Annotated in this window: 19 protein-coding genes and 2 tRNA genes; 8 read left to right on the forward strand and 13 right to left on the reverse strand. The window is 44.0% G+C overall.

Annotated features, from left to right (window positions below):
• The 4 genes from ACZ5NB_RS10825 (at nucleotide 1) to ACZ5NB_RS10840 (ending at nucleotide 2,045) form a co-directional block, all read left to right on the forward strand.
• Nucleotides 1-471 (forward strand): hypothetical protein, encoded by a 471-nt coding sequence (locus tag ACZ5NB_RS10825; protein WP_460233630.1) that lies wholly within the window; start codon nucleotides 1-3, stop codon nucleotides 469-471.
• Nucleotides 472-480: 9 nt separating this feature from the next.
• Entirely contained in the window at nucleotides 481-1,014 is a 534-nt protein-coding gene (locus ACZ5NB_RS10830) for a hypothetical protein (RefSeq protein WP_460233631.1), read from the forward strand.
• A gap of 225 nt (nucleotides 1,015-1,239) precedes the next feature.
• Entirely contained in the window at nucleotides 1,240-1,533 is a 294-nt protein-coding gene (locus ACZ5NB_RS10835; RefSeq protein ID WP_460233632.1) for a hypothetical protein, read from the forward strand.
• Between the two features lie 152 nt (nucleotides 1,534-1,685).
• A complete protein-coding gene (locus ACZ5NB_RS10840) occupies nucleotides 1,686-2,045 on the forward strand; it encodes a hypothetical protein (RefSeq protein WP_460233633.1) in 360 nt (119 codons plus the stop codon).
• A gap of 305 nt (nucleotides 2,046-2,350) precedes the next feature.
• Here the strand turns inward: ACZ5NB_RS10840 and ACZ5NB_RS10845 are convergent, their stop codons facing one another.
• From ACZ5NB_RS10845 to ACZ5NB_RS10895, 11 genes are all read right to left on the reverse strand, one after another.
• A complete protein-coding gene (locus tag ACZ5NB_RS10845; protein WP_460233634.1) occupies nucleotides 2,351-2,707 on the reverse strand; it encodes a MerR family transcriptional regulator in 357 nt (118 codons plus the stop codon).
• Nucleotides 2,688-2,993, reverse strand: a complete 306-nt coding sequence (gene ihfA / locus ACZ5NB_RS10850; RefSeq protein ID WP_460233635.1) for an integration host factor subunit alpha — start codon at nucleotides 2,991-2,993, stop codon at nucleotides 2,688-2,690. Before ihfA ends, ACZ5NB_RS10845 begins: the two co-directional genes overlap by 20 nt.
• Before the next feature lie 27 nt (nucleotides 2,994-3,020).
• The gene (gene pheT / locus ACZ5NB_RS10855; protein ID WP_460233636.1) at nucleotides 3,021-5,396 is read right to left on the reverse strand and encodes a phenylalanine--tRNA ligase subunit beta; all 2,376 of its coding nucleotides are present in this window, start codon (nucleotides 5,394-5,396) and stop codon (nucleotides 3,021-3,023) included.
• A 74-nt stretch (nucleotides 5,397-5,470) separates the two neighbouring features.
• Nucleotides 5,471-6,499, reverse strand: a complete 1,029-nt coding sequence (pheS, locus tag ACZ5NB_RS10860; protein WP_460233637.1) for a phenylalanine--tRNA ligase subunit alpha — start codon at nucleotides 6,497-6,499, stop codon at nucleotides 5,471-5,473.
• A gap of 230 nt (nucleotides 6,500-6,729) precedes the next feature.
• A complete protein-coding gene (gene rplT / locus ACZ5NB_RS10865) occupies nucleotides 6,730-7,086 on the reverse strand; it encodes a 50S ribosomal protein L20 (protein WP_460233638.1) in 357 nt (118 codons plus the stop codon).
• Nucleotides 7,087-7,116: 30 nt separating this feature from the next.
• Nucleotides 7,117-7,311, reverse strand: coding sequence for a 50S ribosomal protein L35 (gene rpmI / locus ACZ5NB_RS10870; RefSeq protein ID WP_460233639.1), 195 nt, complete (start codon nucleotides 7,309-7,311; stop codon nucleotides 7,117-7,119).
• An 82-nt stretch (nucleotides 7,312-7,393) separates the two neighbouring features.
• Nucleotides 7,394-7,912 carry a translation initiation factor IF-3 gene (gene infC / locus ACZ5NB_RS10875; protein ID WP_460234002.1) on the reverse strand — a complete coding sequence of 173 codons (519 nt, stop codon included), beginning with the start codon at nucleotides 7,910-7,912 and terminating at the stop codon, nucleotides 7,394-7,396.
• Nucleotides 7,913-7,977: 65 nt separating this feature from the next.
• The gene (gene thrS, locus ACZ5NB_RS10880) at nucleotides 7,978-9,918 is read right to left on the reverse strand and encodes a threonine--tRNA ligase (RefSeq protein ID WP_460233640.1); all 1,941 of its coding nucleotides are present in this window, start codon (nucleotides 9,916-9,918) and stop codon (nucleotides 7,978-7,980) included.
• Between the two features lie 202 nt (nucleotides 9,919-10,120).
• Complete coding sequence (gene cysC, locus ACZ5NB_RS10885; RefSeq protein ID WP_460233641.1) at nucleotides 10,121-10,735, reverse strand: adenylyl-sulfate kinase; 615 nt, start codon at nucleotides 10,733-10,735, stop codon at nucleotides 10,121-10,123.
• A 763-nt stretch (nucleotides 10,736-11,498) separates the two neighbouring features.
• Nucleotides 11,499-11,575: transfer RNA gene (locus ACZ5NB_RS10890), tRNA-Val, on the reverse strand.
• Between the two features lie 116 nt (nucleotides 11,576-11,691).
• Nucleotides 11,692-13,293, reverse strand: coding sequence for a hypothetical protein (locus ACZ5NB_RS10895; protein WP_460233642.1), 1,602 nt, complete (start codon nucleotides 13,291-13,293; stop codon nucleotides 11,692-11,694).
• Between the two features lie 1,462 nt (nucleotides 13,294-14,755).
• Between ACZ5NB_RS10895 and ACZ5NB_RS10900 the strand changes: the two genes are divergently transcribed.
• The 4 genes from ACZ5NB_RS10900 (at nucleotide 14,756) to ACZ5NB_RS10915 (ending at nucleotide 18,542) form a co-directional block, all read left to right on the forward strand.
• Nucleotides 14,756-15,466, forward strand: a complete 711-nt coding sequence (locus tag ACZ5NB_RS10900; protein WP_460234004.1) for an O-antigen ligase family protein — start codon at nucleotides 14,756-14,758, stop codon at nucleotides 15,464-15,466.
• 107 nt (nucleotides 15,467-15,573) lie between these two features.
• Nucleotides 15,574-15,649, forward strand: a tRNA-Asn gene (locus tag ACZ5NB_RS10905).
• A gap of 623 nt (nucleotides 15,650-16,272) precedes the next feature.
• Nucleotides 16,273-17,943, forward strand: coding sequence for a polysaccharide biosynthesis protein (locus ACZ5NB_RS10910; RefSeq protein ID WP_460233643.1), 1,671 nt, complete (start codon nucleotides 16,273-16,275; stop codon nucleotides 17,941-17,943).
• The gene (locus ACZ5NB_RS10915; protein WP_460233644.1) at nucleotides 17,940-18,542 is read left to right on the forward strand and encodes a sugar transferase; all 603 of its coding nucleotides are present in this window, start codon (nucleotides 17,940-17,942) and stop codon (nucleotides 18,540-18,542) included. Before ACZ5NB_RS10910 ends, ACZ5NB_RS10915 begins: the two co-directional genes overlap by 4 nt.
• Nucleotides 18,543-18,559: 17 nt before the next feature.
• On the opposite strand, the gene ACZ5NB_RS10920 is transcribed toward ACZ5NB_RS10915, so the two are convergent.
• Together ACZ5NB_RS10920 and ACZ5NB_RS10925 are read right to left on the reverse strand one after the other, a co-directional pair.
• Nucleotides 18,560-19,534 carry an NAD-dependent epimerase/dehydratase family protein gene (locus ACZ5NB_RS10920; protein WP_460233645.1) on the reverse strand — a complete coding sequence of 325 codons (975 nt, stop codon included), beginning with the start codon at nucleotides 19,532-19,534 and terminating at the stop codon, nucleotides 18,560-18,562.
• Nucleotides 19,534-20,301: a glycosyltransferase family 2 protein gene (locus tag ACZ5NB_RS10925; protein ID WP_460233646.1), complete on the reverse strand. Its 768-nt coding sequence runs from the start codon at nucleotides 20,299-20,301 to the stop codon at nucleotides 19,534-19,536. The genes ACZ5NB_RS10920 and ACZ5NB_RS10925 overlap by 1 nt, the downstream gene beginning before the upstream one ends.

Consider the following 20,301-nt stretch of genomic DNA (forward strand, 5'->3'; position numbering starts at 1 on the left):
ATGAGCAATATAGATCTAATTAAGGAGACTATCGCCACCGTTGATACCTCTTTTTCGAAAAAAATCGATTTCGTGGCTGCCTTGGGAACGATAAAGGAAACCATAGCGGCGGATGTTCTAAAGTATTCACCCATCGATCAACGGATCACACATTTTATTGTTTTCAAGTCAGCGACTGGGGTACGTGAAATCAGCTTTTATTGTGACAATTTAGATTTTTCATTACAGGAAATAGAAGCTAATTTTGGCGACGCCAAAATTGGCTATAATTTTAGGGAAAACTATAGCCAATTCACTTTCGCCCTAAAGTCAGAGTTTATCGATAGTTTGTTTTTTATACGGGACAACAAATACGACATTTCTGATCGAAAAAAAATAACCGAAACAACACCTAGAGGCGATAGCAAAAAGTCTTCTGACCTGACCTTCAACGCATTCTGCCTGAAATTTCGAGAACAGAAAATAACTTAAGTTGCCAATTTGAAAGAGTCAACAAAAATACAATTGCTAAAGCAATATTTTATTTCCGAGGAATACATCCTGGAGTTCATCAATAGCTATCAGGATTTCATCGAACATTCTCTTCGAGCGCTTGACAGCTACAAGAAATTAAAAGCAAGCACGTCTCTAAGCACCAATAAAGATTGGGATATTGACGAAGAGTTGTGGGATAAAAAGGTAAAGCCAAACTTTCTTTCAATGCAAAACGCTTCCCAGACTGCCCTTGCTGAATACAAGAAAAACAACTTGGATTATCTCGACCGATTAGCTGGAGATTTCCGAGGGCTTAGTAAAAACATGGATGGAATTAGAGAGTCATTCATGGAAGCTCTAGACGCATCGATAAAGAAAATATATTTCCAGCAATGGAAAAACACCACTCGATCAGCTCGAAATATTGAAAAGACCATTAACAATTGGTGGAAAGACTCCTCAATACTCGATGAAAATATAACCGGACCTATCGAAGAAAAAAAACTATTAAAGCACCTAAAGTCCGGGGAAACACCATAGTACTCTATTGACAGACTCGACTAACAACTCTTTGCGAGAGAAGAGTGATACTCAAAATTCATGAATGAATATATCAAAATACAACTTCTAAAACGAAAGTTTTAATCTATCGAATACTTAGAGGGTTTTAATAACACATATCAACTTTTCATCGACCACTCTCTTTCTGCCTTAGATCAATACAAAAAAGTTAAGAAACAAAAAACCATTACGCCTAATCGAGACATGGACATCGACGAAAAATTATGGGACGAAAAAGTAAAACCTAATTTTCTTAGAATGCGTCAGTCCGCTCAAATCGCCATAGATAAAGCCAAGCAAGGAGATCTCAGCGCCATTCGTTCACTCGCAGCTGATTTTAAAGGGCTTAGTAAGAGCATGGATGGTATTAGAGAGTCATTCATGGATACTCTAGATCCTCACACAAAGAAAACATACTTTTCACTTTTGAAAAGAAATCGAGTGACCACCGGAAATATTGTAGACACAATAATTAGTTGGTGGAAAGACGACGAATAACTCGACGAAGAAATAACTGGGCCAATTGATGAGAATAAGCTAATAAAATATTTAAAGCCAGGTGAGCAAATCTAACTCATGGGAAACAAGCCTAATGTGAGACCAATATTTAGAAGATCTAATTAGTAATGGTTTTCAGGAAGAGATCTAGTATGCAATTATTAGAGTTGAAACGCATAAAGTTAATAGACGGAGAAGAGAATCTCGCGATAAATTTTTTTCGATATACGATTTCTACTCGGTCCCTATCTTGTAGACCTCAAGACCTTGAGCCCATTGCAGAACTCGATAGCGAACACTCTAAAGGAGCTGCAGCTCAAGTAAGTAAGCAACTTGGTTTTAAAATCGCTGACTTCGATGGCACTCCTATTTATCTGGGGGCTAAGAAAGGTTTAGAGCTTTTCTATCAAAAGATCGACGATACAGATGACTTTTCCATCTTCTCAATGGGAGAGTTTCAGCCCGGTAGATTCATCTGTCAATTAGAGGCACTTTTTACTAAAGATAATTAGCTACCACTATTTTTCTTAACGCATAAGAGTTTGATTTTGAAACAACTAAAACAGCTACACCCCAAACATGAATAGTGACACATGTGAAAGAATATTAATTAAAGGGCTAAGGTCATACTTTGTCTCATCCGCAAACGGGCTTTTTGTAAAAAGAGATTTCAGGCGGGTTAAATGAACCCGCAAATGCCTTCTCAGCGTCACGACAAAATCGAGATAACTGAACAAAGAAAAGTATAAAAGCGCTTAAACGAAAAACCCCACCGAATGGTGGGGTTCAAGAATTAACGTTTAACGCGGTAACTGCCCTAAAGCTTCAACACTCGCAACACTTCTTCAAGCTCAGTAATCATCTGCCCTACTAGCTGATTAAACTGCGGCTCTTCAGATTGGGCACCTTCACCACTCATTTGCTGGCGGGCACCACCGATGGTGAAGCCTTGATCGTATAGCAATGCACGGATTTGGCGGATGGTAAGAACATCCTGGCGTTGGTAGTAGCGGCGATTACCACGGCGCTTAACTGGCTTAAGCTGGGGGAATTCTTGCTCCCAATAACGCAATACGTGCGGTTTAACAGCGCATAATTCGCTGACTTCACCGATCGTAAAATAACGCTTCCCCGGGATTACCGGCAATTCGTCGTTATTGGTTGGTTCCAGCATACGCCTCTACTCTAGCTTTCAACTTCTGGCCTGGTCGGAATGTCACTACACGCCGAGCAGTAATGGGAATCTCTTCACCGGTTTTGGGGTTACGCCCTGGTCGCTGGCTTTTGTCACGGAGGTCAAAGTTGCCAAAACCCGACAATTTGACCTGCTCGTTGCTTTCCAGCGAGTGGCGAATCTCTTCAAAAAATAGCTCTACTAGCTCTTTGGCTTCTCGCTTATTGAGGCCAAGCTCTTCGTAGAGTTTTTCCGCTAAGTCTGCTTTGGTCAGCGCCCCAGACATAAAACATGCCCTTTTCCGATTACAGGTTTACCGTAGGTCGGCATCAAGCTCCTGCTTCAATTGCTGGATGACAGCATCCATCGAAGCGTTGATTTCCGATTCGGTAAGAGTGCGTGAAGGGTCCTGAAAGGTCAAGCCCAGCGCGACACTTTTTCTTTGCGGATCAATACCTTTGCCCACATATAGGTCAAACACCTTTAAGTTTGAAAGGGACGATCCAGCTGCTTTTTCGACTGTAGCGAGTAGCGTATCTGACTGCACCTTTTTGTCGACCAACACCGCTATATCACGACGAACTTCCGGAAATTTACTGATTTCGGCGAAATCAGGTACTTTCCCGACTAGTAGGTCAGATTGAGTGATTTCAAACACGAAAACCGCCTGATTTATATCCAATTCCTTGGCGGCCTGAGGGTGTAAAGCCCCCACCACGCCTACAACCTGGTCATTTTTGATAATCTCGGCCGTTTGGCCGGGGTGCAACGCTGGGTGGCTACCAGCTTTAAATTGATAGCTTTCTGGCTCTCCCGTGGCCTGTAGTAGAGCTTCCACGTCCCCTTTGAGGTCAAAGAAGTCGACAGAGGTACTCTCCGAGGCCCAGTTTTCATCAACTCTTGAGCCTGTAATTAGACCAGCCAGCATGGGCTCTTGCAGTATTTCATCACCCTGCTGGACGAATCGCATCCCCGTCTCAAAAAGACGAATGCGCCCTTGTTGGCGATTAAGGTTGTGCATCGTGGCGTTAACCAAGCCAGGAATCAACGAGGCACGCATAATCGACAACTCCGCACTGATTGGGTTGATCAGTTTGACAGGCTCGCTTTCAGGGTTGAACAATTGATTGAGTTGCTCAGAAATAAAGCTGTAACTAATTGCTTCATGATAATCGCGAGCGACTAAAGCCTGCTTAAATTTATTCAGTGGCAAATTGGATTCAATTTGCTCCGCCATGGCGATATCCATCGGCGCAATTTTGGTAGGCAACCGGTTATAGCCGTATATACGCGCAAGCTCTTCGAGCAAATCTTCTTCAATTGAAATATCAAAACGGTAGGACGGTACGGCCAATTCCCAACCATCTTCATTAGTCTTAGTCACCGTTAGGCCAAGGCGGGTAAGAATTTCTACCACTTCGGCATCGTCCATTGTGAACCCTAAACCACTTAGGATTCGTGCACGGCGTAAAGTCACTGTCGCCGCACTTGGAATATGCTCAGCGGATTCTGCGACCGTTAATGGTCCCGCTTCGCCGCCTGCAATTTCAAGTAACAGCTGCGTAGCGCGCTCCATGGCCTGCACGGGTAATTCGTAATCGACCCCACGCTCGTAACGATGGGAGGCATCAGTATGCAAACCATAACTACGCGCCTGCCCGGCTAATGCTAATTGCGAGAAAAATGCACTCTCAAAGAATATATTTTTAGTTGTTTCACTCACCGAGGAACGTTCACCGCCCATTACACCAGCAGCGGCAACCGGTCCTTGTTCGTCAGTAATTAACAGCGTGCCTGCATTTAGTTTTAGATCTTGCCCGTCGAGTAAAGTAATTTCTTCGCCTTGTTTGGCAAGTCGGACATTAATGCTGCCATTCAACTTATCTAAGTCAAAAGCGTGCATCGGTTGGCCCTGCTCCAACAAAACATAATTAGTGATATCGACGATACAATCGTGGGGACGAACACCTGCGCGACGCAAACGCTCTTGCATCCACAAAGGTGTTGGTTTTGACACATCAACGTTACGAACCACACGACCGATATAACGCGGACATTGTTCTGCCGCTTCAAGTGTTACTGATAAAGCATCATCAATACTCGGGGCTACGGGCGCAATTTGAGGTTCGGTAACGTCGAGTTTATTCAGCACACCGACTTCACGCGCAATACCGCGCATACTTAAACAGTCACCTCGGTTAGGCGTTAAATCCACTTCGATAATTCTATCGTTTAATTTGAGGTATTCCTGTAAATCAGCACCCGCTGGCGCATCAACAGGTAACTCCCACAAACCACTATCATCATCACCAGCTTTTAATTCGGTTTGTGCACACAACATACCAAAGGATTCAACACCGCGAAGTTTCGCCTTTTTGATTTTAAAATTACCCGGTAACAATGCACCTACAGTCGCGAATGGTACTTTAATTCCAACACGAGCGTTTGGCGCACCACATACCACTTGAAAGGTTTTACTGCCGTTACTAACACTGCACACGCGTAACTTATCCGCATCGGGGTGTTGTTCTGCCGACACAATTTCACCGACGATAACGCCAGTGAATTCACCTGCAACAGGTTCGATACCATCAACTTCTAAACCAGCCATGGTGATTTGATCGGCCAATGCTTGTGTGTCCAAGTCGGGGCTTACCCACTCTCGCAACCAGGATTCACTCAATTTCATATACTTTGCCTCTCGCGCTACGTTTTTCGCAGCCGCTGAAATATTTTTTAACGGTTAAACAGTAATTTTTAATATCAGAACTGTTTCAAAAAGCGCAGGTCATTTTCAAAGAACATACGCAAATCATTAATGCCGTAGCGCAACATCGCCAAGCGATCCAAGCCCACGCCAAAAGCGAAGCCTGTGTATTTTTCCGGATCAATACCACAACTTCGGAATACATTCGGGTGAACCATGCCGCAACCCATCACTTCTAACCAACCAGTATGGCTACACACGCGACAGCCTTTGCCCATACAGCTCGCGCATTGAACATCGACTTCGGCAGATGGTTCAGTAAATGGGAAATAAGACGGACGGAAACGTACTGCCACGTCCGCTTCAAAGAACGCTTTTAGGAACTGATCAATCGTACCTTTTAAATCAGCAAAGCTTACACCTTCGTCAACCACTAACCCTTCGACTTGGTGGAACATAGGGGTGTGCGTTAAATCGGAATCACAACGGTAAACACGCCCTGGACAAATAATGCGGATCGGCGGCTTTTTATTTTCCATGGTGTGCACTTGCACGGTAGACGTATGCGTACGCAGAACAAGGTTCCCAACACCGGCTTTGTCATTGACATAGAAGGTATCGTGCATTGCGCGCGCGGGATGGTGCGCCGGGATATTGAGCGCCTCAAAGTTGTGGTAATCGTCTTCGATTTCAGGGCCCTCTTCTACGGTGTAACCCATGGAGGTAAACAACGCATCAACGCGTTGTACTACGCGCGTCACGGGATGAAGCGAGCCATAGTCGACGCCGCGCCCCGGTAGTGTCACATCAACCGTTTCGGAGGCAAGCTTTGCATTAATAGCTTCGGTTTCTAGCGCTTGTTTGCGTTCGTTCAAAATCGTTTGAACTTCTTGCTTCACCTCATTAATTTTTGCACCGGCTTTTGGCCGTTCTTCTGGTGATAAGCCTCCGAGGTTTTTCAACAACCCGGTAATAGAACCTTTTTTACCTAAGAAACTTACGCGCAACTCATCTAACTGCTGCAAACTGTCGGCAGCGGCAATTTTTTCGATGGCTTCTTGCTTTAGGGGTTCGAGATCTTGCATGAGCAACTCTTTCTCACTTTGAAGTAGGCTTTTCGCCTAGGTTTATCCGTTTCCGGACAATCATTTTACACATTGTCTGAGATGTTTTGATTGCGGCTTGCAAATCTAACTTTCCACACCCCAGATAAAAATAAACCCATCGGCCTGGTTGTTTAGCACAACCGGGGATGGGTTTCGTTGCATCAGGCATTTGCAATTACGCAAATGTTGAAGCTATTAAGTCGTTGGGATTAACCTAAAGCAGCCTTTGCCTGAGCAACGACGGCTGCAAAAGCAGGCTTATCGTGAACAGCAAGGTCTGCCAATACACGACGATCCAACTCGATGTTAGATTTTTTCAAACCAGCGATCAGCTTGCTGTAGGTTAAACCTTCAGCGCGTGATTGTGCATTGATTCGAGTAATCCACAACGCGCGGAAATTACGCTTTTTGTTACGGCGATCGCGGTAGGCATATTGACCTGCTTTGATAACCGCTTGTTTAGCAACGCGGAATACACGTGAGCGAGCTCCGTAATACCCTTTGGCTGCTTTTAAGACTTTCTTGTGGCGACGACGCGCCTGAACTCCACGTTTTACACGGGCCATGATTCTTTCCTCTTAAAATGTCGTTAGGTATTAGTTAGCGCGCAACATGCGATCAACAGATGGCTTGTCGACAGCGGCAACAATAGTCGTACCGCGAAGCTGACGCTTACGCTTGGTCGTCATTTTAGTGAGGATGTGGCTCTTGTAAGCACGTTTTACTTTATAGCCGGCAGCAGTTTTCTTGAAACGCTTTGCTGCACCACTATGTACTTTAGCTTTTGGCATGAGAATAACTCCGCATTTGCCCTCGTTAACTACGTTGAGGGTAAGTTAATGTTGAAAATAGCCTAGGCAGCTAATAGCCCGGCTATTTTTTCTTTTTCGGGGCAAGAACCATGATGAGTTGCCGGCCTTCCATCTTTGGATATTGCTCCACTGTCGCAATTTCCTCGAGGTCGGTTTCGATGCGCTTCATCATTTCCATTCCGAGTTCTTGGTGAGCCATTTCTCGCCCGCGGTAGCGAAGCGATACTTTGCCTTTATCCCCATTTTCTAGGAAACGTATAAGGTTGCGTAGTTTGACCTTATAATCTCCCTCTTCCGTCCCTGGTCGAAACTTCATTTCTTTAATCTGCTGCTGCTTTTGCTTCTTCTTAGCAGCGGCCTTGGCCTTTTTGGCCTCGAACAGTTGTTTCCCGTAGTCGAGAATTTTACACACGATTGGGTTAGCGTCTGGGGCGATTTCAACCAAATCGAGGGATGCCGCCTTTGCTGCGTCTAATGCTTCGTCCAACGTGACGATGCCAACCTGTTCTCCGTCGGCGCCAATTAGGCGTACTTCGGAAGCTTCAATCTGTTCGTTAATTCTGGCCTTTTTTACTTTAATAGCAGTGTTCTCCTCTGCTGGTTATACTCTGCCGCCCCATAACTCTTTGACTTAATTACCAAATTTTAGGAACTAGCAATCTCCGGCGCGCGCCCTTTGCGTGCCAGATCGTTCAATAATAGCTCAGAAAATGCCTCTATCGACATGGAACCGAGGTCTTCACCTTCGCGGGTTCTCACGGTGACAGTCTCTGTCTCTACCTCTTTATCACCGAGGACGATAAGGTAGGGAACGCGCTGAATTGTGTGCTCGCGGATTTTAAAGCCGATCTTCTCGTTTCTCAAGTCCGAAACGGCCCGGAAGCCCTTGTTTTGCAAGGATTCTTGAATTTTTTCCGCATATTCGGCCTGGCGATCGGTAATATTCAAGATTGCGACCTGCTCCGGCGCCAACCAGAGCGGGAAAGCCCCTTCGTAGTTCTCAATCAGAATACCAATAAAGCGCTCAAAAGAACCCAAAATAGCGCGGTGTAACATCACAGGCACCTTGCGTGAACCGTCTTCCGCTACATATTGAGCGTCCAGACGGCCAGGCATAGAGAAATCTACCTGGATAGTGCCACACTGCCATACTCGGCCTAGGCAATCTTTCAGTGAAAATTCGATTTTCGGACCATAGAAAGCACCCTCACCAGGCAGCTCTTCCCAAGGTAGGCCTTTCGCATCAAGCGCTTCGGCTAAGGCCTTCTCAGCCCTATCCCAATCTTCGTCACTACCCACTCGTTTTTCTGGACGAGTGGAAAGCTTGTAGATCAATGTGCTTGGATCAAATCCGAAATCCACGTATACCTGATGAAGGAAGTCGATGAAATCTGCCACTTCTGGCTGAATTTGCTCGTCGGTACAAAAGATATGCGCATCGTCTTGGACAAAACCACGCACACGCATGATGCCGTGTAAGGCGCCCGATAGCTCGTTACGGTGACATGAGCCGAATTCCGCCAATCGTAGAGGCAAATCACGGTAGCTGCGTAAGCCTTGGTTGAACACCTGTACATGGCACGGACAGTTCATCGGCTTAACGGCAAAATCGCGATCTTCCGATTTAAGAATGAACATGTCATCGCCGAACTTATCGGCATGACCGGACTTCTCCCACAAGCTAATATCCACCACTTGTGGCGTGCGGATTTCTTGATAGCCATGCTCAATTTGCTGCTTGCGCATGTAGGATTCAATGGTGTTATAGACACTCCAACCTTTTGGATGCCAGAACACCATCCCAGGCGCTTCTTCTTGCAAATGGAATAAGTTGTATTTTTTGCCTAGCTTGCGGTGATCCCGCTTTGCCGCTTCTTCCAAGAAACGCAAATGGGCTTTCAACGCTTTTTTATCGGCGAATGCAGTACCGGATATGCGCTGCAATTGCTGATTATCCGAATCACCGCGCCAATAAGCACCCGAAACTCGCTGCAATTTAAAATTTTGGCAAAAGCTCATGTTCGGCACGTGCGGGCCACGACACATGTCGATATATTCTTCGTGATGGTACAAGCCGGGCTGATCATCTTTAGGGATGTCACGCTCCAAGATTTCCATCTTGTAAGGCTCGCCGCGCTCTTTAAAGGTATCGTAAGCTTCTTGCCAACTCACTTTCTTTTTAATGACATCGTATTTCTTAGCCGCCAGCTCTTTCATACGCTTTTCCAGCGCTTCGATATCTTCATCGGTCAAGCGATGCTCTAAATCGATGTCGTAGTAAAAACCGTTTTCAATCGTCGGGCCGATAGCCATCTTCGCTTCTGGCCACATTTGTTTAAGTGCGTGACCAATCAAATGCGCGCAGGAATGACGGATGATCTCAATGCCGTCTTCGTCTTTAGGCGTAAAAATAACGAGATCGGCGTCTTCTGTAATGGGGTCATGCGCATCAACACGCACACCATTTACACGGCCACCCAATGTCGCTTTCGCAAGACCGGGGCCAATATCAGAAGCAATTTCGAATACAGAGACAGGCTTATCGTAGGAACGCTGAGAACCGTCAGGAAGAGTAATAACAGGCATGGTTGTTATCCTTAGTCAGTGGTGACCCCTACCAAAGGCCACGTGATTTGATTTGAATTAAATTATCTAAAGGGGGCGGGATTTTACCGGGAAGTTGTAGCGGCAGCAATGATAAGGCACCACGGAATACCGCAACGAAAACCAAATCAAAAACGCCCAGCGAATACTGGGCGTTTTTGATTTTAGGTAGTGAAACAACGCTTTAATCGAGAAAGCCTTTGTCGGACAGCATATCCAAAATTTGCTGAACTTCATGGCTAATATCGTCACTGTCGGTATGCAGGTGAATTTCGGGATTTTCTGGCGCCTCGTAGGGAGAGTCGATACCCGTGAAGTTTTTAATCTCCCCTGCCCGGGCTTTTTTATAAAGGCCTTTAGGGTCACGCTTTTCCAAGACTTCTAGAGGGCAATCCACGAACACTTCGATGAAATCCATCCCGGCATCATCGTGTAATTGACGAACGAAATCGCGGTCTTCACGAAAAGGTGAAATGAAACTGGAGAGTACAATAACGCCAGTATCAACAAAAAGTTTTGAAATTTCGCCAATACGTCGAATATTCTCTTTGCGATCCTCAGCGGTGAACCCCAAATTGCTGTTGATCCCCAAGCGAATGTTGTCACCATCAAGCCTGTAGGCGAGCTTGTTACGGTCGTTGAGTGCCTTTTCAAGTGCTACCGCAACCGTACTTTTACCAGCACCGGACATTCCGGTGAACCATAAGGTAACACCCTTTTGGCCTAAGACACGCTGACGGTCGCCACGGTTCACATGCCCATCATGCCACTTCACATTGGTTGCTTTTTGTTCAGTCATACTACAAAGATCGTCCTTATCTAACTGTAAACGAAGTTCCGAGAGAGTATCTAGAAACCGGAAAAATGGGCAGGCTCCACAGACAGAGAAACAAAGAAGCCTGACAAACGACATTATGAACGACTATAACTGAAAGTGCTAACCCTATAGCGGAAAGATATATGCAGCTGAGGCAATCAGCTAGCTAGCAAGGTTTCTGCCAGATGAAATTGAATGAGAGGGTCTGAGCAGGAATATGGCCCCTGGGAACATGATAGGTAGGTTCAGCAGCTTCTGACTATTGCCCCCCCTAGGCGCTGTATAACTTGAACGATCCGTTGCTTAGCCTGCGGCAAGCTAACGCTGCTAAGAGTTTGAGCCCCGAAATTTTTCGTTTGACTGCTTTTCCAGTTGCTCGGAGGCACAAATTTGTCAGGAACAATTTTAAACGACTGTTTTGTTAGGAGACCGAAGGGTGAAACCCATGGACGGATTTCATAACCCTGTCGAACTACGTTCTCATCCAATCGGGGAGAAGTCATCTGCCACAAACAGTTGGGCGGTGCGACTAAAGTGTTTGGTACTTGGGAAATTGGTAGGCACGATTGGATTAAATCACAACGGCTCCTAAGCCGTTGTGCCCCCTTCGGGGCTTCGTCGCTCCACTCCTCGTTCAAAATGCTCCATCGCATTTTGTCGAACTTCGTTCTCACCCAATCGCGGGCATAATTTGTTACCACAAGAAAACCTGGAGTCCGACGGAGTTACAGTATGCTTGGGAAATTGGTAGGCACGATTGGATTCGAACCAACGACCCCCACCATGTCAAGGTGGTGCTCTAACCAACTGAGCTACGTGCCTAAAAGATGGGCTTTTCAACGACAACTTTGCCGCTCAAAGCGAAAGGAGGCGCACTTTAGCAGCGAGCTTTGTCGCTTGCAAGGCTAAAATGCACCTTTACGACGCCCAGACCAATATTACGCGTCTGCGACCTCTTCTCTACTTCGAGAACGAAGCGCGTTGTAAATCATGACACTTGGCACAAGCACAAAGGTCATCAACGCCATTAATGCGACATACATCAGAATTGCTTTCTTGAGATTGATCGCACTACCGGCTCGCATAACGCCCTGATGAGCGTCTTTGTATAGTGACCCAACACCACCAACGCGCTCTCGACTAACCTGGTTGTATATACGCTCACAAATCGCGTAATAATCTTTAAGTTGGGCCAGAATCTGACCAACGCCATCTTCAGCCCGCTTCAGATATTCATCCCTTACTTCCTCAGCTAAATCATTCTGGGCATCACCTTTTACTGCATCAATAAGGCGTTCGACTCGGCGCATTTTAGACTTCGCGTCGGCTACGGCAAGATTAGCTTCTAACCACCGATCATTTAATTGTTGCCGATATTTTTCAGTTGAATCTTCACCGGCTACTTGGAGCAATTTATCAAAGACGTCTCCATTTAGCTGAGGGACAAATCCAGGATAATCTGACAACTGGTCTGGTCGACCACCAACTGGATTTGATAGAGGCTCGCTTTCAATATACGAATTTAGTGCGGCCTTGATGAGGAGAGCCTCTTCTTCAAGCGTAGCTAGATTATCTTTTAACACCTCGTATTTTTCTTGATAATAGTATGCAGCCAATCTTGGAGCCCGACTAATGCCCAAAGAGCGTATAGGCGACATCAACTCATCGATTGTATACGTTTCCAGGTCGGTCAAGTTGCTTTCTAGGTCACGAAGGCTCCACCCAGTCTCTGGGTCTCTCACCGTGTCAGCCCCTTCAACAGAATTCACCTTTTCGATGTTCTGACGTAATGCTTTGGTTTTGTCAGTAAAAAGATCGCTCAATACAATATAATCGACATCCTGAAATAACTGCTCATCAAGCGTATTGACAGAATTGAGTTGAACACCGGCTTTCAAAACTCCTCTATTGTCTATCCCATGGTGCGCCCACAATCGCGGTATCAAAGACAACAAGGCAGTGATTTGTTGTTCCTCCAATCCTCCCCCAGATGGATCGAAAGATAATACGGCTCCACTATTAACTGACTGCTGTAATTCTCGTCGTTTCGCATCTTGAATGGCTGAAACTTGATCAAAATCAAGATTTTTTGACGCTAGTAATTGCTGATACTTAAACTCAATTTCTCGGTAATAAGGAGAATATGGCTCAACGGCAAGCCTCCTAGTCATTTCTACTAACGAAAAACCGCTTTCGCTAAACTCCATTTCTTCGTAAGCCTGCTGTAGGATTACTGGTGCCAATATATCCTGGATACTGAAATCCGCGCCACTAGGGTATTCGGATCGCTCAACTCCGGGAAATGTAAAAGATATAACCTTTGAATATGGGAGTGAATCGCTCAAGGTTAGGTAGGTGGTTATCGTATACGTTATATATAAACAAGTCAGCACAATTGCCGCAGCCAACCATACTTTCCAAGTCGAAAATACAGCTTTTATCAATGCAAGCAAATCAATTTCATTCGAATGCTCAGCCATACTATTATTTGGAAAAGTCTCTTTTGCTCGGACTTCTTTAATTTGTGTAGATGAACTCAAGAAAATACCTCCTACCAAAAACCAATCGATTGCTTACTGCTGCAAACCAACGCCACAGTTTCACCAAATCACGAACAAGCGGAATTCATAACAGTTTCAATTGCACTCAGGAATACCGAAATAGGCCGAAAATAGCCCCCTTGAATCTCTGTGCCCCCCTGTACACCGCTTATTCAAAACATACTAGCTTTCAGGCAATGATCAAGGTGCCTTTTTACAACCCCTTAGTCATTGATATATCCCGGCTTATGATTCCCCGCGCAAATAATACTAATTCCAACCAGCATAATTTACCCACAATACACTACTACACTGCGAGAAGTAAAAAGCCTCTCTGGGACCTCTCAAGGCGCATCCAAACAGGAAATCTAAAAAAACTTTAATTCCAGGTAGATATTACCAATTCATATCAGAGCGATAAGCATGGAAACTAAAACCAGAACCCCTGTTCTCACTTTAGAATACTATAATCCCATTGCCCTGGAGTGCTTCACTAATGACCTGTCGGGTAATCCAATTACGTAAATAGCAACTCTAGCGACTACGAACCTTAAACTATCCACATTAACCCTAAATAAATGAGACATATGCACGAACCTTATTAGAAAGCTGCTATGAAACTCTATAGAATGGACAAATTGCTTACACATGGCATTATTATCTATTATATCCAAAGTTCTAGCTAGCTATTCAGCCAACAGCAGCGTAAAACAAGCGAATCAATCATTAGTTTAACAAGCTTCAAGTTGATTAGGCCGCAACTAAGGGCCTATTTGTTGGCCCAAACCTCACCATTTAAAGCAAACATAACTCCAGTAAGAACAATATGGAAATAAAGCTTACGTATAAATGGTTACGAAACCGCACAACAAATCATTACATTGGACTAAAAACCCAGCTATCGAATCCTGTTTTACAAGCAGCATTATTGTATTGGTTGGCACTGGGTATCGCATTTCAAATTGGTTTTGCTTTATGGCCGATAGGTAATTACTCAACACTGACATACCTTGGCTTTTATATCCCGGTAATTATTATTTTAGCTATAAAGAATTCCAATGTTCGCTGCCTATTGGCCAGAGCAGATAGATGGCTATTAGTATCCCTTGCGCTTTTCTTCGGCTGGGTTTCGACATCTAGCTTATGGGCGACTACACCCGACAATCAGACAGAGAATTTCTTCTATACTACGAGGCTGTGCTTACTTATTTCGTTGTACGTTCTTGGGGTCGCATACATTACCTACTCTAAGCCAGCGTTAGTTAAAATATCTATATATCTAGCCATGGGGTTAGCTATTGTCCTAGCAATCAGCAGTATTACTGAATTTATTCAGCTAGCTCTTATTGACAAAAAACTAGTCATCAGGTCAACTTTTCGCTTAGCTACCCTCAACGTGGCAGGTGCTCAAACGAATATTAATCCTGTAATTTCGGGTATATATTTCGGCGCTTGCGCGATAATGTGTGCGAAAGCGATACGCCCAGCAATAGCGCCGCCTAATCGCTTAACCGGACATATTATAACCGCTAGCTGCGTTTTAGCTGCACTTACATTTGTTGCAACTACAACACTCACCGGGACTAGAACGGCCATATTGGGGCTAGTGATCGCATCATGTTTCGCACAATGGGCATCTGGTCGTCATCTTAGCCTAACACTGATAGTTGCCATTGGATTTTGGGTTCTCGCGGTCGCTCTATTTGATGAAACTAACGTATTAAATAAGCTTCTAAACCGTGGCGGTTTTGGTAGCCTGAGACCACAAATATGGCATGAAAGCCTTACAAAAAGCGTCGATAGCTGGTTTGCCGGCGCCGGGATGTGGTCGGATAGCACCATAAATATTTCAAAAGCGGACGGCTCACTCTCTAAGCAGCCGCACGCACACAGCGCCTATTTGCAGTTATTTCACTGGACAGGAGCAATAGGTATACTTAGCTACGCTTCTATATATGCCAGATCCTCATTTTTGTGCTTTGGGTCTCGTCATACTATTCTAGGCGGCACATCACTACTGCTTTTGTGTTACTTCGCATCAGTGCAAATGTTTGACGTTTATAGTGTAATATCAAAACCCAACCAATACTGGGTATGCGTCTGGCTCCCCATTGGAATCATTCTAGGAATCACAGCTACACACACCTACCCAGCCAATTCAACCGAAAACTGAAAAACATTCGAAATACAATAACTTAAGATGAAATCATTTGTTGACTCTTTGATTTTAGATCATTAATATACGCGCCTCTTTCGAGCACTAAGCCTCGAAATCACCACTCCGCCTTAGCTCAGTTGGTAGAGCAAATGACTGTTAATCATTGGGTCGCTGGTTCGAGCCCAGCAGGCGGAGCCATATTTCTACTATTTAATCAACTCAGCGCGCCTCCATTTTCCAAACTAATAGCTATACGAACACTATTCGACATTCGAGTACTGCAAGCTACTCCGAGGTCGCCACTCTTGTTCTGCGAAGCTTTACGCCCCCTTTAATCGGGCGAAGTTTTAAGGGGGATAGTTAAATTAGGTATTTCATTCGCAAACCGTAATCTGCATTTCCATCTTTTCTTTGCAGCCTAAGCAATCTGGCACGCGTATCGACATTTAATCTATAAGACCAAATAAACCGACTGTAATAGATACGATAAATTCATCTGAGCAGCCATGACGGCACCGCGCCATTTGGAGAATTAGAGTGTTCGGGATATACTCTGGCCCGCGAGTCACGCCAGCTCAAAAGGAGAGGTTTAATTAATGCTAGGCAGGTTATTTGAGGCACCCAGAACAGTTAAGCGAATAATTTCTCTTACCTACGACGTATCAGCCCTGTTCATCTCATTTTACCTCGCAAATTGCCTGAGACTTGGGGAACTTACAATACCTCTTGGCGAAAAAGAAATTGCAACTGTTCTAATCACTGTTTTTGTGTCTTTGATCGTCTTCACTAGGATCGGCCTTTATAGGGCAATCTTGCGATTTATGGCTCAACAAGCTCTTATAAGTGTTGGTGTTGGTGTTGTAGTCTCAGCTTTTGTCTTAGCTTCAAGTAGTTACTTTCTCCAAGCTAGCACTCCCCGATCAGTACCAATTATCTACGGATTCGCTGCTCTTTTCTTCATAGGAACGCCTCGGCTGCTAGTACGCAATGTGGTGCTAATGCTAAAAGCAGTTCGAAACCCCTCTCAGGAGTCCGTAATAATATATGGTGCTGGCCACAGTGGCTTTCAGCTAGCCAGCGCGCTTACAGGAACTAATTATAAAGTTGTGGCATTTGTAGATGACAACAAGCGACTACATGGAAAATTATTTCGTGGCTTAACGGTATTCAATCCACGAAAACTCGAGCGTCTATCCAAGCAATACGGTATAAGTCATATACTGCTAGCGTTAGGGAATGCTCCCCGCTCAAGACGCGCCGCTATTTTAAACAACCTTGAACCTCTAGGCATAAGCATCAAAACCATGCCAGATATGCACGATGTACTGAGTGGAAAAGCCAAGATCGAAGATATTAAAGACGTTGACGTTGAAGATTTATTAGGAAGAGACCCGGTCAAGCCTATACCAGACCTGCTTGATGCATGTATAAAAGGCAAAAATGTGCTAGTTACTGGGGCTGGAGGCTCAATTGGCTCCGAGTTATGCAGGCAAATATTAAGGTTATCACCTAAAAAACTAGTGCTTTTTGAAGCAAATGAATACAGCCTTTATAAAATTGAACAAGAGATAAGTGAGCTGAAAAAAAATATAGCTATGAACACTTCTACCTATAGTGTTATTGGCTCCATTCAAGATCGCAATCTGTTAGAACAAGTATTTAATTCTTTTGAGATTCAAACTATATATCACGCTGCCGCATACAAACATGTCCCACTAATCGAACACAATGTTGTAGAAGGCGTGAAAAACAATATTTTTGGGACCTGGCACTGCGCTGAAGCAGCTATTTCAAGCAACGTGGAATCATTTGTACTGATATCAACAGATAAGGCTGTCCGGCCAACAAATGTTATGGGCGCTACGAAACGCGTGGCAGAACTTATCCTTCAAGCGCTCTCAAAACGTCAATCTGACACTCGATTTACAATGGTAAGATTTGGAAACGTGCTTGGCTCATCAGGGTCAGTTGTACCGCTATTTCGCAAACAAATTAAATTTGGAGGTCCAGTAACTGTAACGCACCAAGACATTACACGTTACTTTATGACGATTCCCGAAGCAGCTGAATTAGTTATTCAAGCTGGATCTATGGGAATGGGTGGAGATGTCTTCGTCTTGGACATGGGTGAGCCGGTAAAGATCCTAGATCTGGCAAAAAAAATGATTCACCTTTCTGGGCTTACACTACGAGATGAAAAAAACCGCGATGGAGACATTAGCATCTCCGTGACAGGGCTTCGACCTGGCGAAAAACTTTACGAAGAATTACTGATTGGTGACAACGTAAGTGGAACCGAGCACCCTAGGATTATGAGAGCAGAAGAATCCTCTCTGCCCTGGGAGGAGACTTCCAAAATGATTTATGATTTTATTAGCGCATGCGACGAGCATAATACCCAACGAATCAAAAGCATATTGCTCAATGCTCCGACTGACTACCATTTCAATGAAAGCAACAATATAGAAAAATCGATCCTACGAGCAGTATGAACCAAACCAATATCCTCTCAAGCCACCCATCACATACCATTATTAGACTGTTTGATATATTTCTATCAGTTCTGGGGCTCTCGGTTACCGCGCCAATAATTTTAATCATTACAATTATTGGCACTGTTGATACAGGATCTCCAATTTTTTTACAAAAAAGGTTAGGAAAAAATAAAAAAATTTTTACGCTAATTAAATTTCGCACAATGCATAGAGACACGGCATCCATCGCTACTCATTTAGCAAGTAGCACGTCCGTAACTAAATTTGGCGGATTTCTTAGAAGAACAAAACTGGACGAATTGCCTCAATTGATTAATGTTTTGCTTGGAAATATGAGTTTAGTTGGCCCCCGCCCTGGATTACCAAATCAAGTCGACCTAACGCAGTATAGAGATGAATTCGATATCTTTAAGGTTCGACCAGGAATAACAGGCCTTGGACAAATAATGCAGGTAGATATGTCGACACCACGTAAACTAGCTCGCTATGATTCCGTAATGATTACACGGATGTCGGTTACCCTGTATATAAGCCTAATTTTTTCTACCATGCTAGGGAAAGGTAGTGGAGATAAAATTCAAAAAAATAAAGCTTGACCAAATAAATTATTTTGTTACTTAACGTCACTTGACAAAAAATGCTCTGCCGTTTTTTTAAAACCTTCATCTAACGAAAAAGGTGGCGACCAATCCAACAGTTCTTTAGCTTTGTCACAGTTAACCACTAAAGAATTGCATAACCTATTTACCACTTCTTGCTTTCCAAGCACTTTGGATAGAACTCTAAGAAAAAGTTCAGGGACGGCTATTAGCTTAGCGGAGTATCCCAAGGCTCCCCCCAGTTTAACCAGAATATCTCTGATAGATAAATCTTGGCAATCGCTAACCATGAATACTTCATTTGCGGCAGCTGGGTGTTCACTGCAAACCACAATAAAATCTATTAGATTGTCTATACTAACTAAGCTTCGCTTATTTTGTATCGAACCCAACGGCAAAGGAATCTTTCTAACAAGCCACACCATCATTGTATTAAAATTTGCTTTAACTCCTGGGCCATAAATTAACGGTGGTCTTATCACTACTATATCCATGAGGCTTGAAAAATCATTCATTAACGCTCTCTCAGCTTCGAATTTAGATGTAGCGTAAGCATCTTTAAACTCATTGTCACTTAACTCTGTGAGCGCTTTTCCATGCTGACTAAACTCGCCAGAGACTTTTACCGTACTGAGAAATACAAAACGTTTTACGCCCATTCTAGACGCCGCATCTGCCAACTTTAGAGTGTTAGAACAATTTGCTTCCCTATAAGCTTCTAGCACATTACTATGCTTTTCACTCATATCATGAACTTTAGCAGCCACATGCACTAAAACATCTAACCCTTCAAAATTTTTTTCATACAAGCCCGTATCCGAATAGTCACGAACTTTCAAAGTTTCAAGCCTTTCTCCATTTTTCTTGAAATCATAAACTGGGCCTCTAGAAATAGCCAGCACTGAGCAACCTGCAATATTGGCACTCAAGTGCTTAACTAATGCACCACCAACAAACCCACTGGCTCCGGTAACACCTACCTTCATCATCAAACTCGGTTAATCCTAACTTTTAGAAATTCAAGCAATTTAAATGGAATTTTGCTAAGTACTAACAACAGGTTGGTATATAAACCATTTCTTTTACAGGCAGCCACAATTTCTTGATTTAGTAACAAGCTATTTCTAAGACCAGAAGTACTAACACCTCCCTGGCGCATCCTAACAAGAACTTTATCAACCCACAGATAGTTTAGCTTGTTTACATATAAGAGTCTTATGAACATATCGTAATCCGCCGAAATCTTAAAATCCAACGAATATGGACCCACTACATCGTACGCTCTTTTACGTATAAATGTACCAGGGTGTGGTGGCATCCAACCAAACCTCAACTTCCAGCTCCGAAAGTGTTTAGCACCATAAAGTCGAGTGTTATGGTCAATATTCTGAGACTTGCAGAATACTACATCCCCGAAGACGATGTCAGTCGCTGGGTTTTCAATAAACCGATCAACCATAGTAGCAACGACGTCATCGCTCTCATACAAATCATCCGAATTTAAAATCGCGACAATGTCTCCCGTAGCCATAGCCACACCTTTGTTCATGGCATCGTATATACCAGAATCTGGTTCGGAGACACAGATTGAAATAGTACTTCCATAACTATCAATTATCACTCGGGTATCATCTATCGAACACCCATCGATAATTATGTACTCAATGTCTGAATAGCTCTGAGACAACACGGAATTGATACAATCTCGTATCGTTTCTTGGCTATTGTAACAAACAGTAATAATCGATACTTTCAC

This window comes from Aurantivibrio plasticivorans, from assembly GCF_055392955.1.